At 69.6% G+C, this 16,888-nt stretch carries 10 protein-coding genes and 2 pseudogenes; 5 read left to right on the top strand and 7 right to left on the bottom strand.

The features are described from left to right. Positions 1–830: pseudogene (locus AWZ10_RS16410) on the top strand (serine/threonine protein kinase); the annotation flags it as partial. Positions 831–900: 70 nt separating this feature from the next. Here AWZ10_RS16410 and AWZ10_RS16405 read toward each other — a convergent pair. Continuing rightward, complete coding sequence (locus AWZ10_RS16405) at positions 901–5,874, bottom strand: NAD-glutamate dehydrogenase (protein ID WP_046709321.1); 4,974 nt, start codon at positions 5,872–5,874, stop codon at positions 901–903. Positions 5,875–6,515: 641 nt separating this feature from the next. Here AWZ10_RS16405 and AWZ10_RS53680 point away from each other — a divergent pair. After that, positions 6,516–6,738, top strand: a pseudogene (locus AWZ10_RS53680) (type 1 glutamine amidotransferase family protein); the annotation flags it as partial. Positions 6,739–6,796: 58 nt separating this feature from the next. Here AWZ10_RS53680 and AWZ10_RS16400 read toward each other — a convergent pair. Next, positions 6,797–7,465 carry an HAD family hydrolase gene (locus tag AWZ10_RS16400; protein WP_060891430.1) on the bottom strand — a complete coding sequence of 223 codons (669 nt, stop codon included), beginning with the start codon at positions 7,463–7,465 and terminating at the stop codon, positions 6,797–6,799. A 336-nt stretch (positions 7,466–7,801) separates the two neighbouring features. After that, positions 7,802–8,317, bottom strand: a complete 516-nt coding sequence (locus tag AWZ10_RS16395; protein ID WP_060891429.1) for a DUF6912 family protein — start codon at positions 8,315–8,317, stop codon at positions 7,802–7,804. A 388-nt stretch (positions 8,318–8,705) separates the two neighbouring features. Between AWZ10_RS16395 and AWZ10_RS16390 the strand changes: the two genes are divergently transcribed. Next, a complete protein-coding gene (locus AWZ10_RS16390; protein ID WP_060891428.1) occupies positions 8,706–9,179 on the top strand; it encodes an Rv3235 family protein in 474 nt (157 codons plus the stop codon). Between the two features lie 176 nt (positions 9,180–9,355). Here the strand turns inward: AWZ10_RS16390 and secA are convergent, their stop codons facing one another. Next, positions 9,356–12,202, bottom strand: coding sequence for a preprotein translocase subunit SecA (gene secA / locus AWZ10_RS16385; protein WP_046709742.1), 2,847 nt, complete (start codon positions 12,200–12,202; stop codon positions 9,356–9,358). A 286-nt stretch (positions 12,203–12,488) separates the two neighbouring features. Between secA and AWZ10_RS16380 the strand changes: the two genes are divergently transcribed. Then, entirely contained in the window at positions 12,489–13,058 is a 570-nt protein-coding gene (locus AWZ10_RS16380; protein WP_046709744.1) for a GNAT family N-acetyltransferase, read from the top strand. A gap of 226 nt (positions 13,059–13,284) precedes the next feature. Further along, positions 13,285–14,475, top strand: a complete 1,191-nt coding sequence (locus AWZ10_RS16375; protein ID WP_060891427.1) for a winged helix-turn-helix domain-containing protein — start codon at positions 13,285–13,287, stop codon at positions 14,473–14,475. A gap of 17 nt (positions 14,476–14,492) precedes the next feature. Here AWZ10_RS16375 and AWZ10_RS16370 read toward each other — a convergent pair whose 3' ends face one another. From AWZ10_RS16370 to AWZ10_RS16360, 3 genes are all read right to left on the bottom strand, one after another. After that, positions 14,493–15,242 (bottom strand): response regulator, encoded by a 750-nt coding sequence (locus tag AWZ10_RS16370; RefSeq protein ID WP_037703685.1) that lies wholly within the window; start codon positions 15,240–15,242, stop codon positions 14,493–14,495. Positions 15,243–15,447: 205 nt separating this feature from the next. Beyond that, positions 15,448–16,140 (bottom strand): ribosome hibernation-promoting factor, HPF/YfiA family, encoded by a 693-nt coding sequence (gene hpf, locus AWZ10_RS16365; protein ID WP_408992341.1) that lies wholly within the window; start codon positions 16,138–16,140, stop codon positions 15,448–15,450. Between the two features lie 314 nt (positions 16,141–16,454). Beyond that, the coding region (locus AWZ10_RS16360) for a ComF family protein (RefSeq protein WP_425264495.1) at positions 16,455–16,888 on the bottom strand (434 nt) is incomplete at its 5' end.

Here is a 16,888-nt window from a genome sequence, read left to right as displayed (position 1 = left end):
CCCAGCCGGCCCCGACGCCCCCGCAGACCGGCTTCGGCCCGGCGCCCCAGGGACCGGCCCCCGGCTACGGCTACCCGCCCCCGGCGACGGACACCTACAGCCTCACCCCGCAGGCCCCGGCACCGACGGCTCCGCCCGCCCCCAAGAAGAGCCGCCGCGGCCTCAAGGCGGCCCTCGTCGCCCTGGCCCTCGTCCTCGTGGCCGGCTCGGGCGCGGCCGCCGCGGTGTACGTGATCAACAAGAAGGACGACAGCAACACCAAGGCGAACGGCACGAAGGACAGCGGCAAGGACGACAAGGCGGCCGCGACGCCGAGCCCGTCCCCGACCGACACCGGCGCCGGCACCGGCGGCCAGGACGACGGAGGGGACGGGGCGACCCCGAGCACATCCCCCACCATCCCCGAGAACGCCCAGTACACGAAGGTGTTCGAAGGCAAGCCCTTCACCCTCCGCACCCCCACCGGCTCGGACTACGTCAACGTCGACTTCGACAAACCCGAGGTCGACACCGAGGACGCGATGGTCGACGACCTCAAAGACATGTACCTGAACAACAACTACTGGTACTTCGAGAAGACGATGGGCAAGAGTGTCGGCGCCACACCCCAGGAGTGCGCCGAAGGCACGGGAACGAACGTCCTGCCCTCGACCCTGGACTCCGAGGACTTCGGCGAGCAGGCGGAGATCGACAAGGGCACCAGGCTCTGCACGGTCACCACGTCCGGCAACCTCGCCATGTACGAGATCACCGCGCTGACACCGGGCGACTACAGCTGGGAAGTCCCCACGGTGCAGGGCAAACTGACGCTCTGGAAGATCACCGAGTAGCCCCCAGACGCACCCGAAGGGGGCGCCCCACAGCCATGGGGCGCCCCCTTCGTCGTACGCGCGGAAAACGCTACGAGTGGCTGCGCAGCAGCGTCCGCATCGTCCGCATCGCCACCGACAGGTTGGCCAGATCGAACGCGTCGGAGCCCTGGATCTCCTCCAGCGTCGTGCGCGCCCGGCCCAGCAGTGCCGCGTTCTTCTGCTCCCACACCTTGAAGCGCTGCTCCGGCGTGGAGGAGCCGTTGCCCGCGGAGAGAACCTCGGCGGTGAGGGACGCGTGGGCCGCGTACAGGTCCTCGCGGATCGCCGCGCGGGCCATGGACTGCCAGCGGTCGGCGCGCGGCAGGTCGATGATGCGGTCCATGAGCTGGGTGATGCTCAGCCGGTCGGCGAGGTCGTAGTACACCTCGGCGACCTCCATCGGCGTCCGGCCGACCCGGTCGGCGACGGCTACGATGTCCAGCGTCGGGAAGGCCGAGGAGAAGCCCGCGACCCGGGTGGCCAGCTCCTCCGGAACCCCGGCGCCCGTCAGCTCGTCGTAGATCTTCTGATACCACTCCAGGTCCGCGCCGCGCAGCAGCTTGGGCAGCTCGCCCCAGACCAGGTGCACGCCCTCGGAGAAGAACGCGATGGTCTCGGCGAGCTGCAGCGGCTGCGGCCGGTTGTTGAGCAGCCAGCGCGTACCGCGTTCGACGAGGCGGCGGGAGTGCAGCCGGATCCGGGTCTGGACGGCCGCGTCGACCATGTTGTCCAGGCCCTCGACGCCGTCCCACACCTCGCCCGACCCGAAGATCGCGCGGGACGCGGTCTGTGCCCGGACGATCTCCTCCAGCGAGGCCCCGGTCTCCTCCCGCAGCCGGTGCAGGAAGCTCGTACCGCCCGTGTTGACCGTGTCGTTGACCAGCAGGGTCGTGACGATCTCGCGGCTCAGCGGGTGGCTGTCGATGTGCTCGGGGAACCGCTCGCCCAGCGCCGCCGGGAAGTACGCGTGCAGCAGCTTGCGCAGGTAGGCGTCGTCCGGCAGCGAGGTGTGCAGCAGCTCCTCGGCGACCGTGATCTTCGTGTAGGCGAGGAGGACGGCCGTCTCGGGGCCGGTGAGCCCCTGCGCGGTGTTGAGCCGCTCACGGATCTGCCGGTCGCTGGGCAGGAATTCGAGCGCGCGGTCGAGGTGGCCCTCCCTGACCAGGTGGCGCATGAAGCGCTGCTGGGCGTGGAGCATGTCCGGGGACTGGGCGAGGGCGTTGGCGATCGCCGTGTTCTGCGCGTAGTTGTTGCGCAGGACGAGGTGGCCGACCTCGTCGGTCATCTCGGCGAGCAGCTTGTTGCGCTGCTTGACCGTCATGTCGCCGTCCCTGACCAGGCCGTTGAGCAGGATCTTGATGTTCACCTCGTGGTCGGAGGTGTCCACGCCCGCGCTGTTGTCGATGGCGTCGGTGTTGACCCGCCCGCCGGTCTGCGCGAACTCGATCCGCCCCAGCTGGGTCAGGCCGAGGTTGCCGCCCTCGCCGACGACCTGGACCCGCAGGTCCCGCCCGTCGACCCGGATGGCGTCGTTGGCCTTGTCGCCGACATCGGCGTGCGACTCGGTCGACGCCTTCACGTAGGTGCCGATGCCGCCGTTCCACAGCAGGTCGACCGGTGCCTGGAGGATCGCCTTCATCAGGTCGGCCGGGGTCATCTTGGCGATCTTGTCCTCGATGCCGAGGACGTCCCGGATGTGGCCGTTGATGGGGATCGCCTTGGCCGTACGCGGGAAGACACCGCCGCCGGTGGAGATCAGATCGGTGTCGTAGTCGGCCCAGCTGGAGCGGGGCAGCTCGAAGACGCGGCGGCGCTCGGCGTACGAGGTCGCCGCGTCCGGGCTGGGGTCGATGAAGATGTGCCGGTGGTCGAAGGCGGCGACGAGCCGGATGTGCTCGCTGAGCAGCATGCCGTTGCCGAACACGTCACCGGACATGTCACCGATGCCGACGACCGTGAAGTCCTCGGACTGCGTGTCGACACCCACCTCCCGGAAGTGCCGCTTGACCGACTCCCAGGCGCCACGGGCGGTGATGCCCATGCCCTTGTGGTCGTACCCGGCGCTGCCGCCGGAGGCGAAGGCGTCCCCGAGCCAGAAGTTGTAGTTCTCGGCGACCCCGTTGGCGATGTCGGAGAAGGTCGCGGTGCCCTTGTCGGCGGCGACGACGAGATAGGTGTCGTCCTCGTCGTGCCGTACGACGTCCGACGGCGGTACGACCTCGCCCGCGACCATGTTGTCGGTGATGTCGAGGAGCGCGGAGATGAAGGTCTTGTAGCTCCGGATGCCCTCGGCCAGCCACGCGTCCCGGTCCGCCGAGGGGTCGGGCAGCTGCTTGGCGACGAAGCCGCCCTTGGCGCCGACGGGCACGATGACGGTGTTCTTGACCATCTGCGCCTTGACCAGGCCCAGGATCTCGGTCCGGAAGTCCTCCCGCCGGTCCGACCAGCGCAGCCCGCCGCGGGCGACCTTCCCGAACCGCAGGTGCACGCCCTCGACCCGCGGCGAGTACACCCAGATCTCGTACGCCGGTCGCGGTGCCGGCAGGTCGGGGATGACCTGGGGGTCGAACTTCATGGAGACGTAGTCGTGCGGCTTGCCGCCGGCCGCCTCCTGGAAGAAGTTCGTGCGCAGCGTCGCCTTGATGACGGTGAGGAAGGACCGCAGGATCCGGTCCTCGTCGAGGCTCGCCACCTGGTCGAGCGCCGCGTCGACCTCTTCGAGGAGCGCGTCGACGATCTCCCGGCCCGCCCGCTGCCGGTCCGGCGACATCCGCGCCTCGAACAGCGACACGAGCAACCGGGTGGTGTGGACGTTGTTGCGGAGGGTGTCCTCCATGTAGTCCTGGCTGAAGGTCGACCCGGCCTGGCGCAGGTACTTGGCGTACGCGCGCAGCACCATGGCCTGCCGCCAGGTGAGGCCCGCGCTCAGCACGAGCGCGTTGAACCCGTCGTTCTCGGCCTGCCCGGTCCAGGTGGCGGCGAAGGTGTCCTGCACCCGCTCCCGGGCGTCGTCCCCGGCGTGGTCCACGCTGCCGGCCTGCGGCCTGGGCATGCGCAGCCCGAAGTCGTAGATCCACGCCGTCGTCCGGTCCGCGCAGCGCAGCTCGTACGGCCGCTCGTCGATGACCTCGACGCCGATGCGGTTGAGGACGGGCAGCACCGCGGAGAGCGAGACGGAGCCGCCCTTGCGGTAGATCTTGAAGCGGCGCTCGTCGGGCGCGGCGCCCACCGGCTCGTACAGGCTGAGCTCGAAGTCCTCGTCCTGTTCCAGCGCTTCGAGGCGCACGAGGTCCGCGACGGCCGAGCGGGGGTTGTGGTCGGCCTTGTACCCCTCGGGGATGGCGTTCGCGTACCGGCGCAGCAGTTCGGCGGCCCGCTCCTCGCCGACCTCGGCGTTGAGCGCCTCGGCGAACCCGTCCGACCAGGACCGGGCGGCCTCCACCAGCTTGGCCTCGAGGCGGTCCTTGTCGGCGTCGCTGAGGTGCGGCAGCTCGGTGCCGGGCTGGACACGGACCACGAAGTGCAGCCGGGAGAGGATCGACTCGGTGTTCATGGCGGTGAAGTCGACGCTGATGCCGCCCAGTTCGTCCTTCAGGATGTCGATGATCCTGAGGCGTACGCCGGTGGTGTAGCGGTCGCGCGGAAGGTAGACGAGGGCGGAGTAGTAACGCCCGTACTCGTCCTGGCGGAGGTAGAGCCGCAGTCGCCGGCGCTCCTGGAGGTAGAGCACGGAGGTGACGATGGACCGCAGCTCGTCGGCGGAGGTCTGGAACAGTTCGTCGCGCGGGTACGTCTCCAGGATCTGGAGCAGGTCGCGCCCGTCGTGACTGTTGGGCGAGAACCCGGCGCCCTTGAGGACGTCGTCGACCTTGCGGCGGACGACGGGCACCCGGCGCACGGACTCGGTGTAGGCGGCCGAGGAGAACAGTCCGAGGAAGCGCCGCTCACCGACCACGTTCCCCTCGGCGTCGAACTTCTTCACGCCCACGTAGTCGAGGTAGGACGGCCGGTGGACGGTGGCCCGGCTGTTGGCCTTCGTCAGGACGAGGAGCTTGTGCTCCCGGGCCTTGGCGCGGGCGTCGGCGGGCAGCCGCTCGAAGGAGGAGCTGACGGGGTGGTGGTCGTGCCCGGCGTGGTGCGGGTCGGAGCGCAGGATGCCGAGGCCGGTGCCGGCGACGGCGGCGAGCGAGTCGTCCTCCCGCAGCTCGTACTCCCTGAACCCCAGGAAGGTGAAGTGGTCGTCGGCGAGCCAGCGCAGCAGCTCGCGGGCCTCCTCCACCTCCTGTTCGCGCAGGTCGTCGGCGGTGTTCTCGGCGGGCAGCCCGTCGGCGATACGGACCGCCGCGTCCCGCATCTTCTCCCAGTCCTCGACGGCCTCGCGGACGTCGGACAGGACGCGCAGCAGATCGTTGTTGATCTGCTTGAGGTCCGCCCGGTCGGTCTCGCGGTCCATCTCCACGTGGATCCAGGACTCGATGTGCGCGTCGTGCGGCAGCGTCTCACCGGCCGCCACGGCCGCGGCCGCCGCCGCGACGGCGGCCGGCTCGATGACCAGCTCGACGAGCTTGCCCGTGACGTCCCGTCGTACGACGACCTGCGGATGGATGACGACATGGATGCCGCGCCCCTGCCGTGACAGCTCGTTGGTCACGGAGTCGACGAGGAAGGGCATGTCGTCGGTGACGACCTCGACGACGGAGTGGCTGCACGTCCAGCCGTTCTCCTCGACGGTCGGGGTGTGGACCCGCACGTTGGCCGTGCCCTGGGGGCGGTTCTCGGCCAGGCGGTAGTGGGAGTGGGCGGCTCCGAAGATGTCGACCGGGTCGCGGCCGCTCAGGTCCTCCGGGGCGGTGTGCAGGTAGTAGCGCTGGAGGAACGCGAGCACGGTGTCGTGGTCCGGGATGCCGGACGTACTCTCGCTCGTCGTCCCAGTCGGTAGATACCCCCCGACCGGGCTGTTCTCAGCTACCCGGGCGGCCCGTTCGAGCAGCTCGGCCTTGGCTTCGTCCAGCTTGGTCTGCATTGTCCTCTGGCTCCTGTCGCGCGCCGTTGCGAGACGTAGAAGGAAGTACGAACTCGTTCCCTCCGACGCGCCACCACGACACGGGGTGTCCGGTCTGCTTCGACGCTATGCCGCAGGGTGAGATGAGCGGGGGGTAATCAGCCATTCTCGGTACCCGACCGGGATGTGACGCTGCTCTCGGCACCGTCCGACCAGTGGGTGCACCCGGCGTCCCGGGAGCCCTGGTGGCTCCCTCCCGCCCGCGAGGACCAGCGACCGCCGCCCGGACACGGATGTCGTCCGTGTGCACCGGGCGCAGGGCAGGGACAACGAGGTCCCCGCGAACTATCGCGCTGATCACGCCACAAGGCTATCCCTCCGGACGGGGGGCGCGTCATGAGCCGTATGTGTACAAAACAGGGGGTCGAACTTTGACGTTCTGCACAGTACCCATCGCGCACTTTTGAGCTTACCTCCGCGCAACCGAGCTTATACGCGCTTTCGCCGGACCCCGAATCCGCACCCCGTCGGTAGAACCCTCACCCGGATGCACGTTGCCCGGGAAGCCCTGGCCCTGTAAGGGGAGGCCCCGCCGGAGCCGGCTCGACCCCGGCCGAGTGCGCGGCGGTGCCGCACTCCCGAGGGGAGCCCCGCCATGACGGCCAAGGCAGGGCGGGGCCGTCGTCGTCCCCGGCGGCCGGGCCTCGGAGTACCTCCGCAACGACCCCGAGCTGCACCACGGACCGCCGCTCGCCGCCACCGTGGACACCCCGCACGGTCGCCGCGTCACCGCGCACCCCGCCCTCGAACGCGACCCGCAGGCCGCCCGGCGCGACCTTCCGGGACGCCGCGACCGTCGCCGACGGCACCCTGGTGACGCAAAGAGGGCGGGGCGGGGCGGGGCGGAACGGGGCGGGGCAGGGGTGTGAAAGGGTGCTGACCGCTACGCGGCCAGCCGCTCGGCCTCCGCGACGGCCTCCTCCAGGGTGTCCACGACGGGCACCCCGACCCACTCCAGACTGGCTCTGCCGTGGGAGCCCCCGGTGTAGAGCACGGCCTGCGCTCCCACATGCCGGGCGGCGACGGCGTCATCGGCGGCGTCCCCGATCACGACGGTCCGTCTCGGCTCCACACCCACGAGCCGGCGCAGATGCCGCACCATGTGCTCGGCCTTGCTGCCCCCGGAGGGCCCGGTCCGCCCGTCGACCCGAACGAAGTGCGGTTCGATCCCGAAGCCCCGGACCAGCGGAACCAGTTCCTCGTGCACATACATGCTGAGGATCGACTGACTGCGCCCCGCCGAAAGCCAGTCCCTGAGCAGCTCCGGCACGCCCGCGGTCAGCCCACAGGCCACCCGGTGCTCCGTGTAGTACCGGTGGAAGACCACATCCATGGCCTCCCACTCCTCATCCGTGGGCAGCCGCCCGATCAACCGCTCATAGAACTTCGGCACCGGCACGCAGTACAGCTCCCGGTACCGCTCCAGCGTGATCGGCTCGATCCCCAACTCCGCGAACGCCGCGTTCGTCGCCCCGATGATCGCCTCGTTGTCATGGAACAAGGTCCCATTCCAGTCCCAGACGATATGCGCCCCGACTCCGTTCATCCCCATACCCAAAACGTACCCTTCACCACCGACAACCCATTCCCAGCCACCACCCGGGCCGCACACGACTGCGGGCAATCGTGCCGCCGGAGGCGCCACGGGTGAGCGCAGCGGCACCCGGCATGCGCCAGGGAGCGAGAACGGCCCTCCCCCAGCCCAAGCGGGAAGCGCCACGACCATCGCCCCGCCGGGGGGCACCCGGGCCGCACCTGACTGCGGGCAATCGTGCCGCCGGAGGCGCCACGGGTGAGCGCAGCGGCACCCGGCATGCGCCAGTGAGCGAGAACGGCCCTCCCCCAGCCCCGGCGGGGGGCGCCACGACACAACCCCCGGCCAGAGCGCTCAGTCCCCCAGCCCCACCAGGTTGGGAATCTCCTGCGTCGCGTACCAGAGCAACTCGTGATCGTCCGCCCCGTCCACGATGAACTGCGCGTCGTCATCCCCCTGATCCGCCGCCCCCAGCGCGTCCGCGGCCTCCCCCACCTCCCCCTCGGCCTCCACCGAGTCCACATGCACCGCCGCGGCCTTGCCCAACGACACCGGTCCGGCCACCCGCACCTCTCCGAGCGCCACCGGATCGAGCCCCCGGTCGGGATCGGCCACCGCGTCCCGGTCCGCCACGTCCAGGGCCACGACGACCCGCCGTCGAGCAGCCCCCGGATCCACGGCCACCAGCCGCAACGACGCGAGCGCCGCCCGGTTCAGCGCCGCGTACTCCAACTCCTCGATGTCGTCGGAGAGATACCACTCCCGCAGAGCCGGCGTGACGGCGTACGCGACGAACGCCCCCTCCCCCAGCTCACCCGTCTTGTACGCCTCGGCGAGCCCGGGAAGGGTCAGGGGGACGTAGACGCGCATGGCAGGCCGCTTTCGTAGTCGTGATCTCGGAGCGCCTCGGAGCGTTTCAGCGGTTCGGTCCAGCGGTTCGGTCCAGCGATGCGTCTCGGGTTCGCCGCAGAGGTCCCCGCGAAGCCTCCGGAGGGCCTTCAGGATACGTGCGGGCGTCCTCTTTCGAGCCCCCGCCCAACCCTCCGGACACGTCCACCCCAGGCCCGCCACCTCACCCGGCACACCCCCGCCCCGCCGGGCCCGAACCCCCTCACCGTCACCCTGATAAGTGAACATCGCGCGGCCCCCGGCAGCCTCCCGCGCTTCCTTGCCACGACCCCCTCCGGTCTCGTACAAGATCCCCATCGCCAAGTTACCGACTGGTACCCGGCGGCCTCACCGACGAACGGGGATTTCCATGAACAAGGTCATGACCAGGACCAAGCGCAACCCCGGCACCCGCCCACCCGTCCGCCACGACACCCGCCGCCCCGGCCGCACCCCGGCCCGCACGGCGCCCAACCCACCCCTCGCCGGACCCGTCCCCCACCCTCGGCCCACCGACCGTTTCGCCGACCTCCTCCTGTCCGTACTGAGCGGCCGTCGCCCGGTCCACAGCATGCTGCGCCACACCGCTGGAAGGGCCTACGACGAACTGGCCTGGCTGGCCGAACGCGGCTCCCTGCGCACCCCACACGGCGCCCACCCCGTCGTCCGCGACATCGGCTACTACGTGGCCGGCCCGGGCGCCCTGGAGGTCTTCGCACGCATCGGCGCCGGCGACCGCCTCCGCGCCATGGCCTTCCGCCTGGAGCACGGCCCCGACCACCGCTGGCGCTGTACTGCGGTGGAACTCGGCGGCCCGAGGCTCCCCCACCCCGACGACGACTGAGCAACGGCCCACGGCAGCCCCCGTCCGAGAAACGCGAAGGGCCGGGCACCCGAAGATGCCCGGCCCCTCAAAGCCTCACGGCCTACAGCTCACACCCACCCCGCAGGGAACGTACGCATGCCGCATGCCGCATGCCGCACGGAACGCCCTCGCCCCGGGGGGGGGGGGGAGCGACCTCACTTCTTACGGCGGCGGCTGGTCTTCCCCTGCTGCTTGCGGCGCTCCGCACGGGTGAGGCCGTCGGCCTCGGAGCGGACGGGCTCGTCCTCGGGCAGGTCGCCCTCGACGATGCCGCCCTCCCCGTCGACGGTCGGCGCGGAGAAGTGGAGGCGGTCACGGCGCTGCGGGGCCTCCAGGCCCTTGGCGCGGATCTCCGGCCGGGACGCACTCGCCTGGGCCGGCACCGCGTCGCCCTTGTCCAGGGACGGCTTCGTGTCCTCGACCGGGACCTCCTCGACCTGCTGCTCGACCTGGACCTCAAGGTTGAACAGGTAGCCGACGGACTCCTCCTTGATGCCCTCCATCATGGCGGTGAACATGTCGAAGCCCTCGCGCTGGTACTCGACCAGCGGGTCCTTCTGGGCCATCGCGCGCAGGCCGATGCCCTCCTGGAGGTAGTCCATCTCGTAGAGGTGCTCACGCCACTTGCGGTCCAGCACGGAGAGAACGACCCGGCGCTCCAGCTCACGCATGATCTCGGAGCCGAGCTGCGACTCACGCGCCTGGTACTGCTCGGTGATGTCGTCCTTGATGGACTCGCCGATGAACTCGGCGGTCAGCCCGGCGCGGTCCCCGGCGGCGTCCTCCAGCTCGTCGACGGTGACCTTCACCGGGTAGAGCTGCTTGAAGGCGCCCCACAGCCGGTCGAGGTCCCACTCCTCAGCGAAGCCCTCGGCGGTCTCGGCGGTGATGTACGCGTCGATGGTGTCGTCCATGAAGTGCTGGATCTGCTCCTGCAGGTCCTCGCCCTCCAGGACGCGGCGACGCTCGCCGTAGATGACCTCGCGCTGCCGGTTGAGGACCTCGTCGTACTTGAGGACGTTCTTCCGGGTCTCGAAGTTCTGCTGCTCGACCTGCGACTGGGCCGAGGCGATCGCTCGGGTGACCATCTTGTTCTCGATCGGGACGTCGTCCGGCACGTTCGCCATGGACATCACGCGTTCGACCATCTGGGCCTTGAAGAGCCTCATCAGGTCGTCGCCCAGCGACAGGTAGAAGCGGGACTCGCCGGGGTCGCCCTGACGGCCGGAACGACCGCGCAGCTGGTTGTCGATGCGTCGGGACTCGTGCCGCTCGGTGCCGAGGACGTAGAGCCCTCCAAGGTCCTTGACCTCCTCGAACTCCGTCTTGACCGCTTCCTCAGCCTTCGCGAGGGCCTCGGGCAGGGCGTGGGCCCACTCCTCGATGTGCTCCTCGGGGTCGAGGCCGCGCTGGCGCAGCTCCGCCTCGGCGAGGTCGTCGGGGTTGCCGCCGAGCTTGATGTCCGTACCGCGGCCGGCCATGTTGGTGGCGACGGTCACGGCGCCCTTGCGGCCGGCCTGGGCGACGATCGTCGCCTCCCGGTCGTGCTGCTTGGCGTTGAGCACCTCGTGCTGGACGCCGCGCTTGCTCAGCTGCTGGGACAGGTACTCGGACTTCTCGACCGACGTCGTACCGACGAGGATCGGCTGGCCCTTCTCGTGCTTCTCGACGATGTCGTCGACGACCGCCTCGAACTTCGCGACCTCGGTGCGGTAGATCAGGTCGGACTGGTCCTTGCGGACCATCGGCCGGTTGGTCGGGATCGGGACGACGCCGAGCTTGTAGATCTGGTGGAACTCGGCGGCCTCGGTCATCGCCGTACCGGTCATGCCGCAGAGGCCGGGCCGTTCCTTGCCGTTGTGGTCGTGGCGCTTGTAGAGGCGGAAGAAGTTCTGCAGGGTGATCGTGGCGAGCGTCTGGTTCTCGTCCTTGATGTCCACCCCTTCCTTCGCCTCGATCGCCTGGTGCATGCCCTCGTTGTACCGGCGGCCGGCGAGGATACGGCCGGTGTGCTCGTCGACGATCATGACTTCGCCGTCCATGACGACGTAGTCCTTGTCCTTCTTGAAGAGCTCCTTGGCCTTGATGGCGTTGTTCAGGTAGCCCACCAGAGGCGTGTTCACCGACTCGTAGAGGTTGTCGATGCCCAGCCAGTCCTCGACCTTGGAGACGCCGGACTCGTGGATGGCGACCGTGCGCTTCTTCTCGTCGACCTCGTAGTCGCCGGTCTCCTCGATGCCCTTGAGCGGCTGGCCGGGCTCGCCCTTCTTCAGGCGGGTGACCAGCTTGGCGAAGTCGCCGTACCACTTGGTGGCCTGGTCGGCCGGGCCGGAGATGATCAGCGGCGTCCGGGCCTCGTCGACGAGGATGGAGTCGACCTCGTCGACGATCGCGAAGTTGTGGCCGCGCTGGACGAGCTCGTCCTTGGACCACGCCATGTTGTCGCGGAGATAGTCGAAGCCGAACTCGTTGTTCGTGCCGTACGTGACGTCGCACGCGTACTGCTCACGGCGCTGGGCCGGCGTCATGTTGGCGAGGATGCAGCCGACGCTCAGGCCCAGGAACTTGTGGACGCGGCCCATCATCTCGGAGTCGCGCTCGGCCAGGTAGTCGTTGACCGTGATCAGGTGGACACCCTTGCCGGACAGCGCGTTCAGATAGGCGGGCAGCGTGCCGACGAGGGTCTTGCCCTCACCGGTCTTCATCTCGGCGACGTAGCCGAGGTGCAGGGCGGCGCCGCCCATCATCTGCACGTCGTAGTGGCGCTGGCCGAGTGCGCGCTTGGCGCCCTCGCGCACGGTGGCGAACGCCTCGGGAAGCAGGTCGTCGAGGGTCTCACCGTCGGCGTACCGCTGCTTGTACTCCTCGGTGAGGGCCCGCAGCTCGGCGTCGGAGAGGTCGACGAAGTCCTCTTCGATGGAGTTGACCTGGTCCGCGATGCGGTGCAGCTTGCGCAGGATTTTGCCTTCGCCTGCACGCATGATCTTCGAGAGGACGGACACGGGGGTTTGTCTCCTTGCCGGTCGGGCCTGGGGAGGGTCGGTTCAATGACAGTTGGCAGAGTTGAATCACAGCTTGAGCAACGGCCATCGTAAGCGAGGACCCCGCCGTGCCGGGAGGTCTGGCAGTGACAGCTACCAGGACAACGGGCAGGCGTAGCGGATGGTGCCGCGTTCCACCCACGAAATGCGCGATTTGTGACCGCTTCACGCACCGCGCCCCCTCACCGTCCACAGAACGGCCTCGAATGGGATGGCGCCCTTCCGCCGCACCGAGCAGAATCGCCCGATGGAACCCGTCACCCTGACCACCGAGCGCCTGCTGCTGCGCACCGTGGACCGGCGCGACACCGACACGGTGTACGCGGCTGCGCAGGACCCGGACATCCAGCGCTGGACCACGATTCCCTCGCCGTACCTGCGCGAGCACGCGGTGGGATTCGTCGAGCAGGCCGTTCCCGAAGGCTGGGCCACCGCCTCGATGTTCACCTTCGGTCTCTTCCTCCCCGCCGGGGAGCTGGCGGGGATGCTCGGCATCACCATGCGCTCCCCCGGCACCGGCGAGATCGGCTTCTGGGCCACCAAGGAGCACCGCCGCAACGGCTACATCATCGAGGCCACCCGCGCCGCCGCCCACTGGTCCTTCACCACCCTCGCCCTCGACCGCCTCGAATGGCGCGCCGAAGTGGGCAACACCGCCTCCCGCTCGGTCGCCGAGCACACCGGCTTCACCCTCGAAGGCACCCTCCGAGCCGCCCTCAGCAACAACGGAGTCCGCCGCGACTGCTGGATGGCCTCCTTGCTCCCCTCGGACCTGGGCCTGCCCTCACCGGCGCCGTACGTGCCGGCACGATCCTGACAGCCGTCCCCAACTGCGGGCAGTCGTGCCGCTGGGGCGATGGGGGCACCTCCCGCTCGAGCGAAGCCGAGAGTGGGGGAGGGTGGGCGCAGCGGCGCCTCGTAAGCGCCGAGCTGCGCACCCACCCCCGCCCGGCACCACCACCGAGCACCCGAGAACCCCCGCTCAAGACCCCGTTTCCCCAGCTCACCCCCCACTGTCAGTCCCCTCCCCTACCCTGCGGAGCATGACCTCCCTCCCGCGCCCCACCACAGAACTCACCGCAGACGAGGCCCGCCGCATCGCCCTACGGGCACAGGGCTTCCTCGGCGCCCCGGACCGCAGATCCGGCGTCCGCGGCGTCCTGCGGCACCTGGGCGCGGTCCAACTCGACACCATCTCGGTCCTGGCCCGCTCCCACGAACTCATCCCGTACGCCCGCCTGGGCGCCGTGGGCCGCACCACGGTCGACAACGCCTACTGGACGACCACACCCGCCGGCGCGCCTTCGGCACGACCCCACGCCTTCGAGTACTGGTCGCACGCCGCCTGCATCCTCCCCATCGAGGAATGGCCCCACTTCGCCTTCCGCCGCCGCGCCTACCGAGCCCGCCCCCACTGGAACCACCAACTCCCGGACGACGCCTACGACCGCGTCATCAAACAGCTCCGCACCGAGGGCCCCCTCACGGCCACGGAGCTGGGCGGCGCGAAACGCACCAGCGAATGGTGGGACTGGTCCGGCGAGAAGGTCGCCGTCGAGCGCGCCCTGATGTACGGCGAGGTGGTCTGCGTGGAGCGCCGCGGCTGGAAGCGGGTGTACGACCTCGCGGAGCGCGCCGTCCCGGACGCCCTGCTGCACGACGAACTGGACGACACGGAGTGCGTGCGCCGCCTGGTCCGCCTGGCCGGCGAGGCGCTCGGCGTCGGCACCCGCGCGGACATCGCCGACTACCACCGTCTCAAGGGCGAGCAGTTCGACGCGGTGGTCGCCGACTCGGGCCTGGTCCCGGTGACGGTGGAGGGCTGGGCCAAGCCCGCCTGGGCCGACCCGACGGCCCTGGCCACACCCCCGCGTGGCCGCCACCGCACCACGCTGCTGTCCCCGTTCGACTCCCTGATCTGGGAACGGGCCCGCACGGAGCGGATCTTCGGCTTCACCCACCGCCTGGAGGCCTACGTCCCCAAGCAGAAGCGCGTCCACGGCTACTTCGCGATGCCGGTCCTGTCCGGCGGCCGGCTCGTCGGCCGCGTCGACCCCGCCCGCGACGGCCGTACCCTGGTCGCCAAGCAGGTCACCCTCGACGGCCCCAAGGCGATCCCGGCCGTGGTCCAGGCTCTCCTGGAGGCGGCGACCTGGGTGGACTGCACGGACGTACGCGTGGAGCGAGTGGACGCCCCGGAACTGCGGGAGCCTCTGGTACGCGCCCTGACGTGAGCCCGGGGTGTCGTGGCCTAGCGGATCTCGAGGATCTTCTCCCGCATCGCGTACACGACAGCCTCCATCCTGGAGTGCAGCTGCAGCTTCTCCAGGATGTTGCGCACATGGTTCTTCACGGTGTTCTCGGAAATGAACAGCTCCTTGGCGATGTCCCGGTTGTTCATCCCGGTCGCCACGAGCTTGAGCACTTCCAGTTCCCGGTCCGTCAGCCGCGGCGCCGGCACGAGGCGCCGCTCGTCGGTCCGCTGAATCATTGACTTGAACTCGGTGAGCAACTTCGACGCCATCGAGGGGCTGATCTGCGACTGCCCGTCGGCGACCGCGCGAATGGCCGTGGCCACCTCGTCCGTGGAGATCTCCTTGAGGAGATATCCGGTCGCCCCCGCCTTGATCGCGTCGTAGAGGTCGGCCTCCTCGTCGCTGATCGTCAGCATGATGATCTTCGCGCTGGGGGCCACCTCCTTGATGGAGGTGCACGCCTCGATACCGCCGCGCTTGGGCATCCGTACGTCCATCAGCACGATGTCGGGCAGCAGATCCGCGGCCTTGTCGACCGCCTCCGCCCCGTCTCCGGCCTCGCCTACGACCTGGATGTCCTCCTCGGCGGCGAGCACGATCTCCAGGCCGCGGCGGAAAAGCGCGTGGTCGTCCACGACGAGGACCCGGATCGGCTCCTTGCGTGAGGAGCCCGCGGCGGAGCCCATATCGACGGAGCCGTCGTCGGCATCCTCGTCACGCATCGGTCCGAAACTGCTGTCCGCCATCGTTCCTCCCCCTGAAGGCCGTGGCCCGTGTTTCTGTGCCATCGCCAACCCAAGGCAACGACCCCCCGGTTGGGGCCGGTTCGGCCATGATTCCATGCCCGGCCCACGCTGCGGTGACAGAGCGGGCCACAAGGGGTCGCACACCGGTGCCCCTGGGGGCGCACGAGCGCTCCAGGGGCACCGGCTCAGCTGTCACCCGGCACGCTCAGCCACCGAGTGCGCCGCCCGCGGCGTCCGAATGCGCCCGGGCGACCATCGGGTCCGTGCTGAGGTGGATGACGCCGTAGTCGTAGGCGTGCCGCCGGTAGACGACACTGGGTTCCTTTGTCTCGGAGTCGACGAAGAGGTAGAAGTCGTGCCCGACCAGCTCCATCTCGTACAGAGCCTGGTCGAGGGTCATCGGGGAGGCCACGTGGGTCTTCTCGCGGACGATGAGGGGGCCTTCGCCCTTGACCTCCAGCGAGCCGATCTTCTTCGTGGGCACGTCTTCCGGCTTGTCCTCGTCGGCGACGTATCCGTTGCCGTTGAGGGTCGCCACGCCGGGGACGTGGTCCGCGACCTCCGCCGCAGTGAGCCTGCGCGCGCCTCGGCGCGTGTAACGCTTGTCGTGCTGCTTGCGCAGCCGGGCTTCCAGCTTGTCCGCCGCCAGGTCGAGCGCCGCATACGGATCGCTTGCCGCTGCCTCGGCCCGGATCACCGGCCCGCGGGAGTGGAGCGTGATCTCCACCCGGTCACTGCGGTCGGCCTGTCGGGGGTTGGGCTCCTTGGACACCTCGACGTCGAGGCTGATCACCTTGCCGTCGAGCTTCTGGATCCTCTCCAGCTTCAGCTTCTCGGCCACGTGCTTGCGGAACCGCTCGGGCACCTCGGTCTTGCGGCCCTTGACGACGATGTCCACGCAGAACTCCGTTCCCGGATCGCTCCGCTCCACTGGCGGAGCATCTCCCTTGTGCACCAGGTTCCGGTGGCTCCCGGAACCGCGGACTCGGTGACTTCCACCTCCTCCTCCCCCGTGGACAAGATCTCCACCCACCAGCGCGGGGTGATTCGGAAAAGCCGCAGCGCAGCATTCGGATATGTGGTGAACGGCCGGGGCCATTCCCTCACATCCGAACATATCTCGCTCGGACGGATGTCGTCACCCTCTACCGGGCCGTACCTCCGTTCAGGTGAATTGGCCCTTTCACTGCCTGCAACGACGCAAGTTCTCTGTCAGTTCCGGTTTATTTGGAAAGAGTCCGGTGGCGCGGCGACCACCGCCGCGCTGATACCGTCTCCGGCGCTGTCCGCGCCCGCCATTCCCGTCACCCCTCGTGTTCGCACCGCCTCCCTTTCCCTTCGTTCCGCAGCGGACCGCCTCGGCTCGGCCGCCCACGCGTCCCGGGCCGCCCGCACCGCCCGCGCCGCCTCCGCGAGCGAGGCACCCGTCGTCATCAGGTCGTCCACCAGCACGACCACCCCGCCGTCCAGCAGCCGGGTACCCCCGGCGGGCACCTCCAGGGCACCCGCGAGGTTGTCCAGCCGCTGCCGGGAGTCCAGCCCCGACTGGTCGGCCACGGCCCGCCGCTGCCGCAGTACCCCGGCCACCCGGGCCGACGTCCCGGTACGCCGCAGTTCCCCGGCGGCCGCGAGCGCGATCCGCCGCG

Source organism: Streptomyces europaeiscabiei (genome assembly GCF_001550375.1).
In the GTDB taxonomy this organism is placed as follows: Bacteria; Actinomycetota; Actinomycetes; order Streptomycetales; family Streptomycetaceae; genus Streptomyces; species Streptomyces europaeiscabiei.
Note: the sequence above shows the minus strand (reverse complement) of the source record. Positions and strands in the feature narration are given on the sequence as shown.

Bases quoted from the DNA above. Each gene is read 5' to 3' on its own strand.
- AWZ10_RS16405 (WP_046709321.1), bottom strand. From the start codon at position 5,874: ATGCAGACCAAGCTGGACGAAGCCAAGGCCGAGCTGCTCGAACGGGCC.
- AWZ10_RS16400 (WP_060891430.1), bottom strand. From the start codon at position 7,465: ATGGGGATGAACGGAGTCGGGGCGCATATCGTCTGGGACTGGAATGGG.
- AWZ10_RS16395 (WP_060891429.1), bottom strand. From the start codon at position 8,317: ATGCGCGTCTACGTCCCCCTGACCCTTCCCGGGCTCGCCGAGGCGTAC.
- AWZ10_RS16390 (WP_060891428.1), top strand. From the start codon at position 8,706: ATGAACAAGGTCATGACCAGGACCAAGCGCAACCCCGGCACCCGCCCA.
- AWZ10_RS16380 (WP_046709744.1), top strand. From the start codon at position 12,489: ATGGAACCCGTCACCCTGACCACCGAGCGCCTGCTGCTGCGCACCGTG.
- AWZ10_RS16375 (WP_060891427.1), top strand. From the start codon at position 13,285: ATGACCTCCCTCCCGCGCCCCACCACAGAACTCACCGCAGACGAGGCC.
- AWZ10_RS16370 (WP_037703685.1), bottom strand. From the start codon at position 15,242: ATGGCGGACAGCAGTTTCGGACCGATGCGTGACGAGGATGCCGACGAC.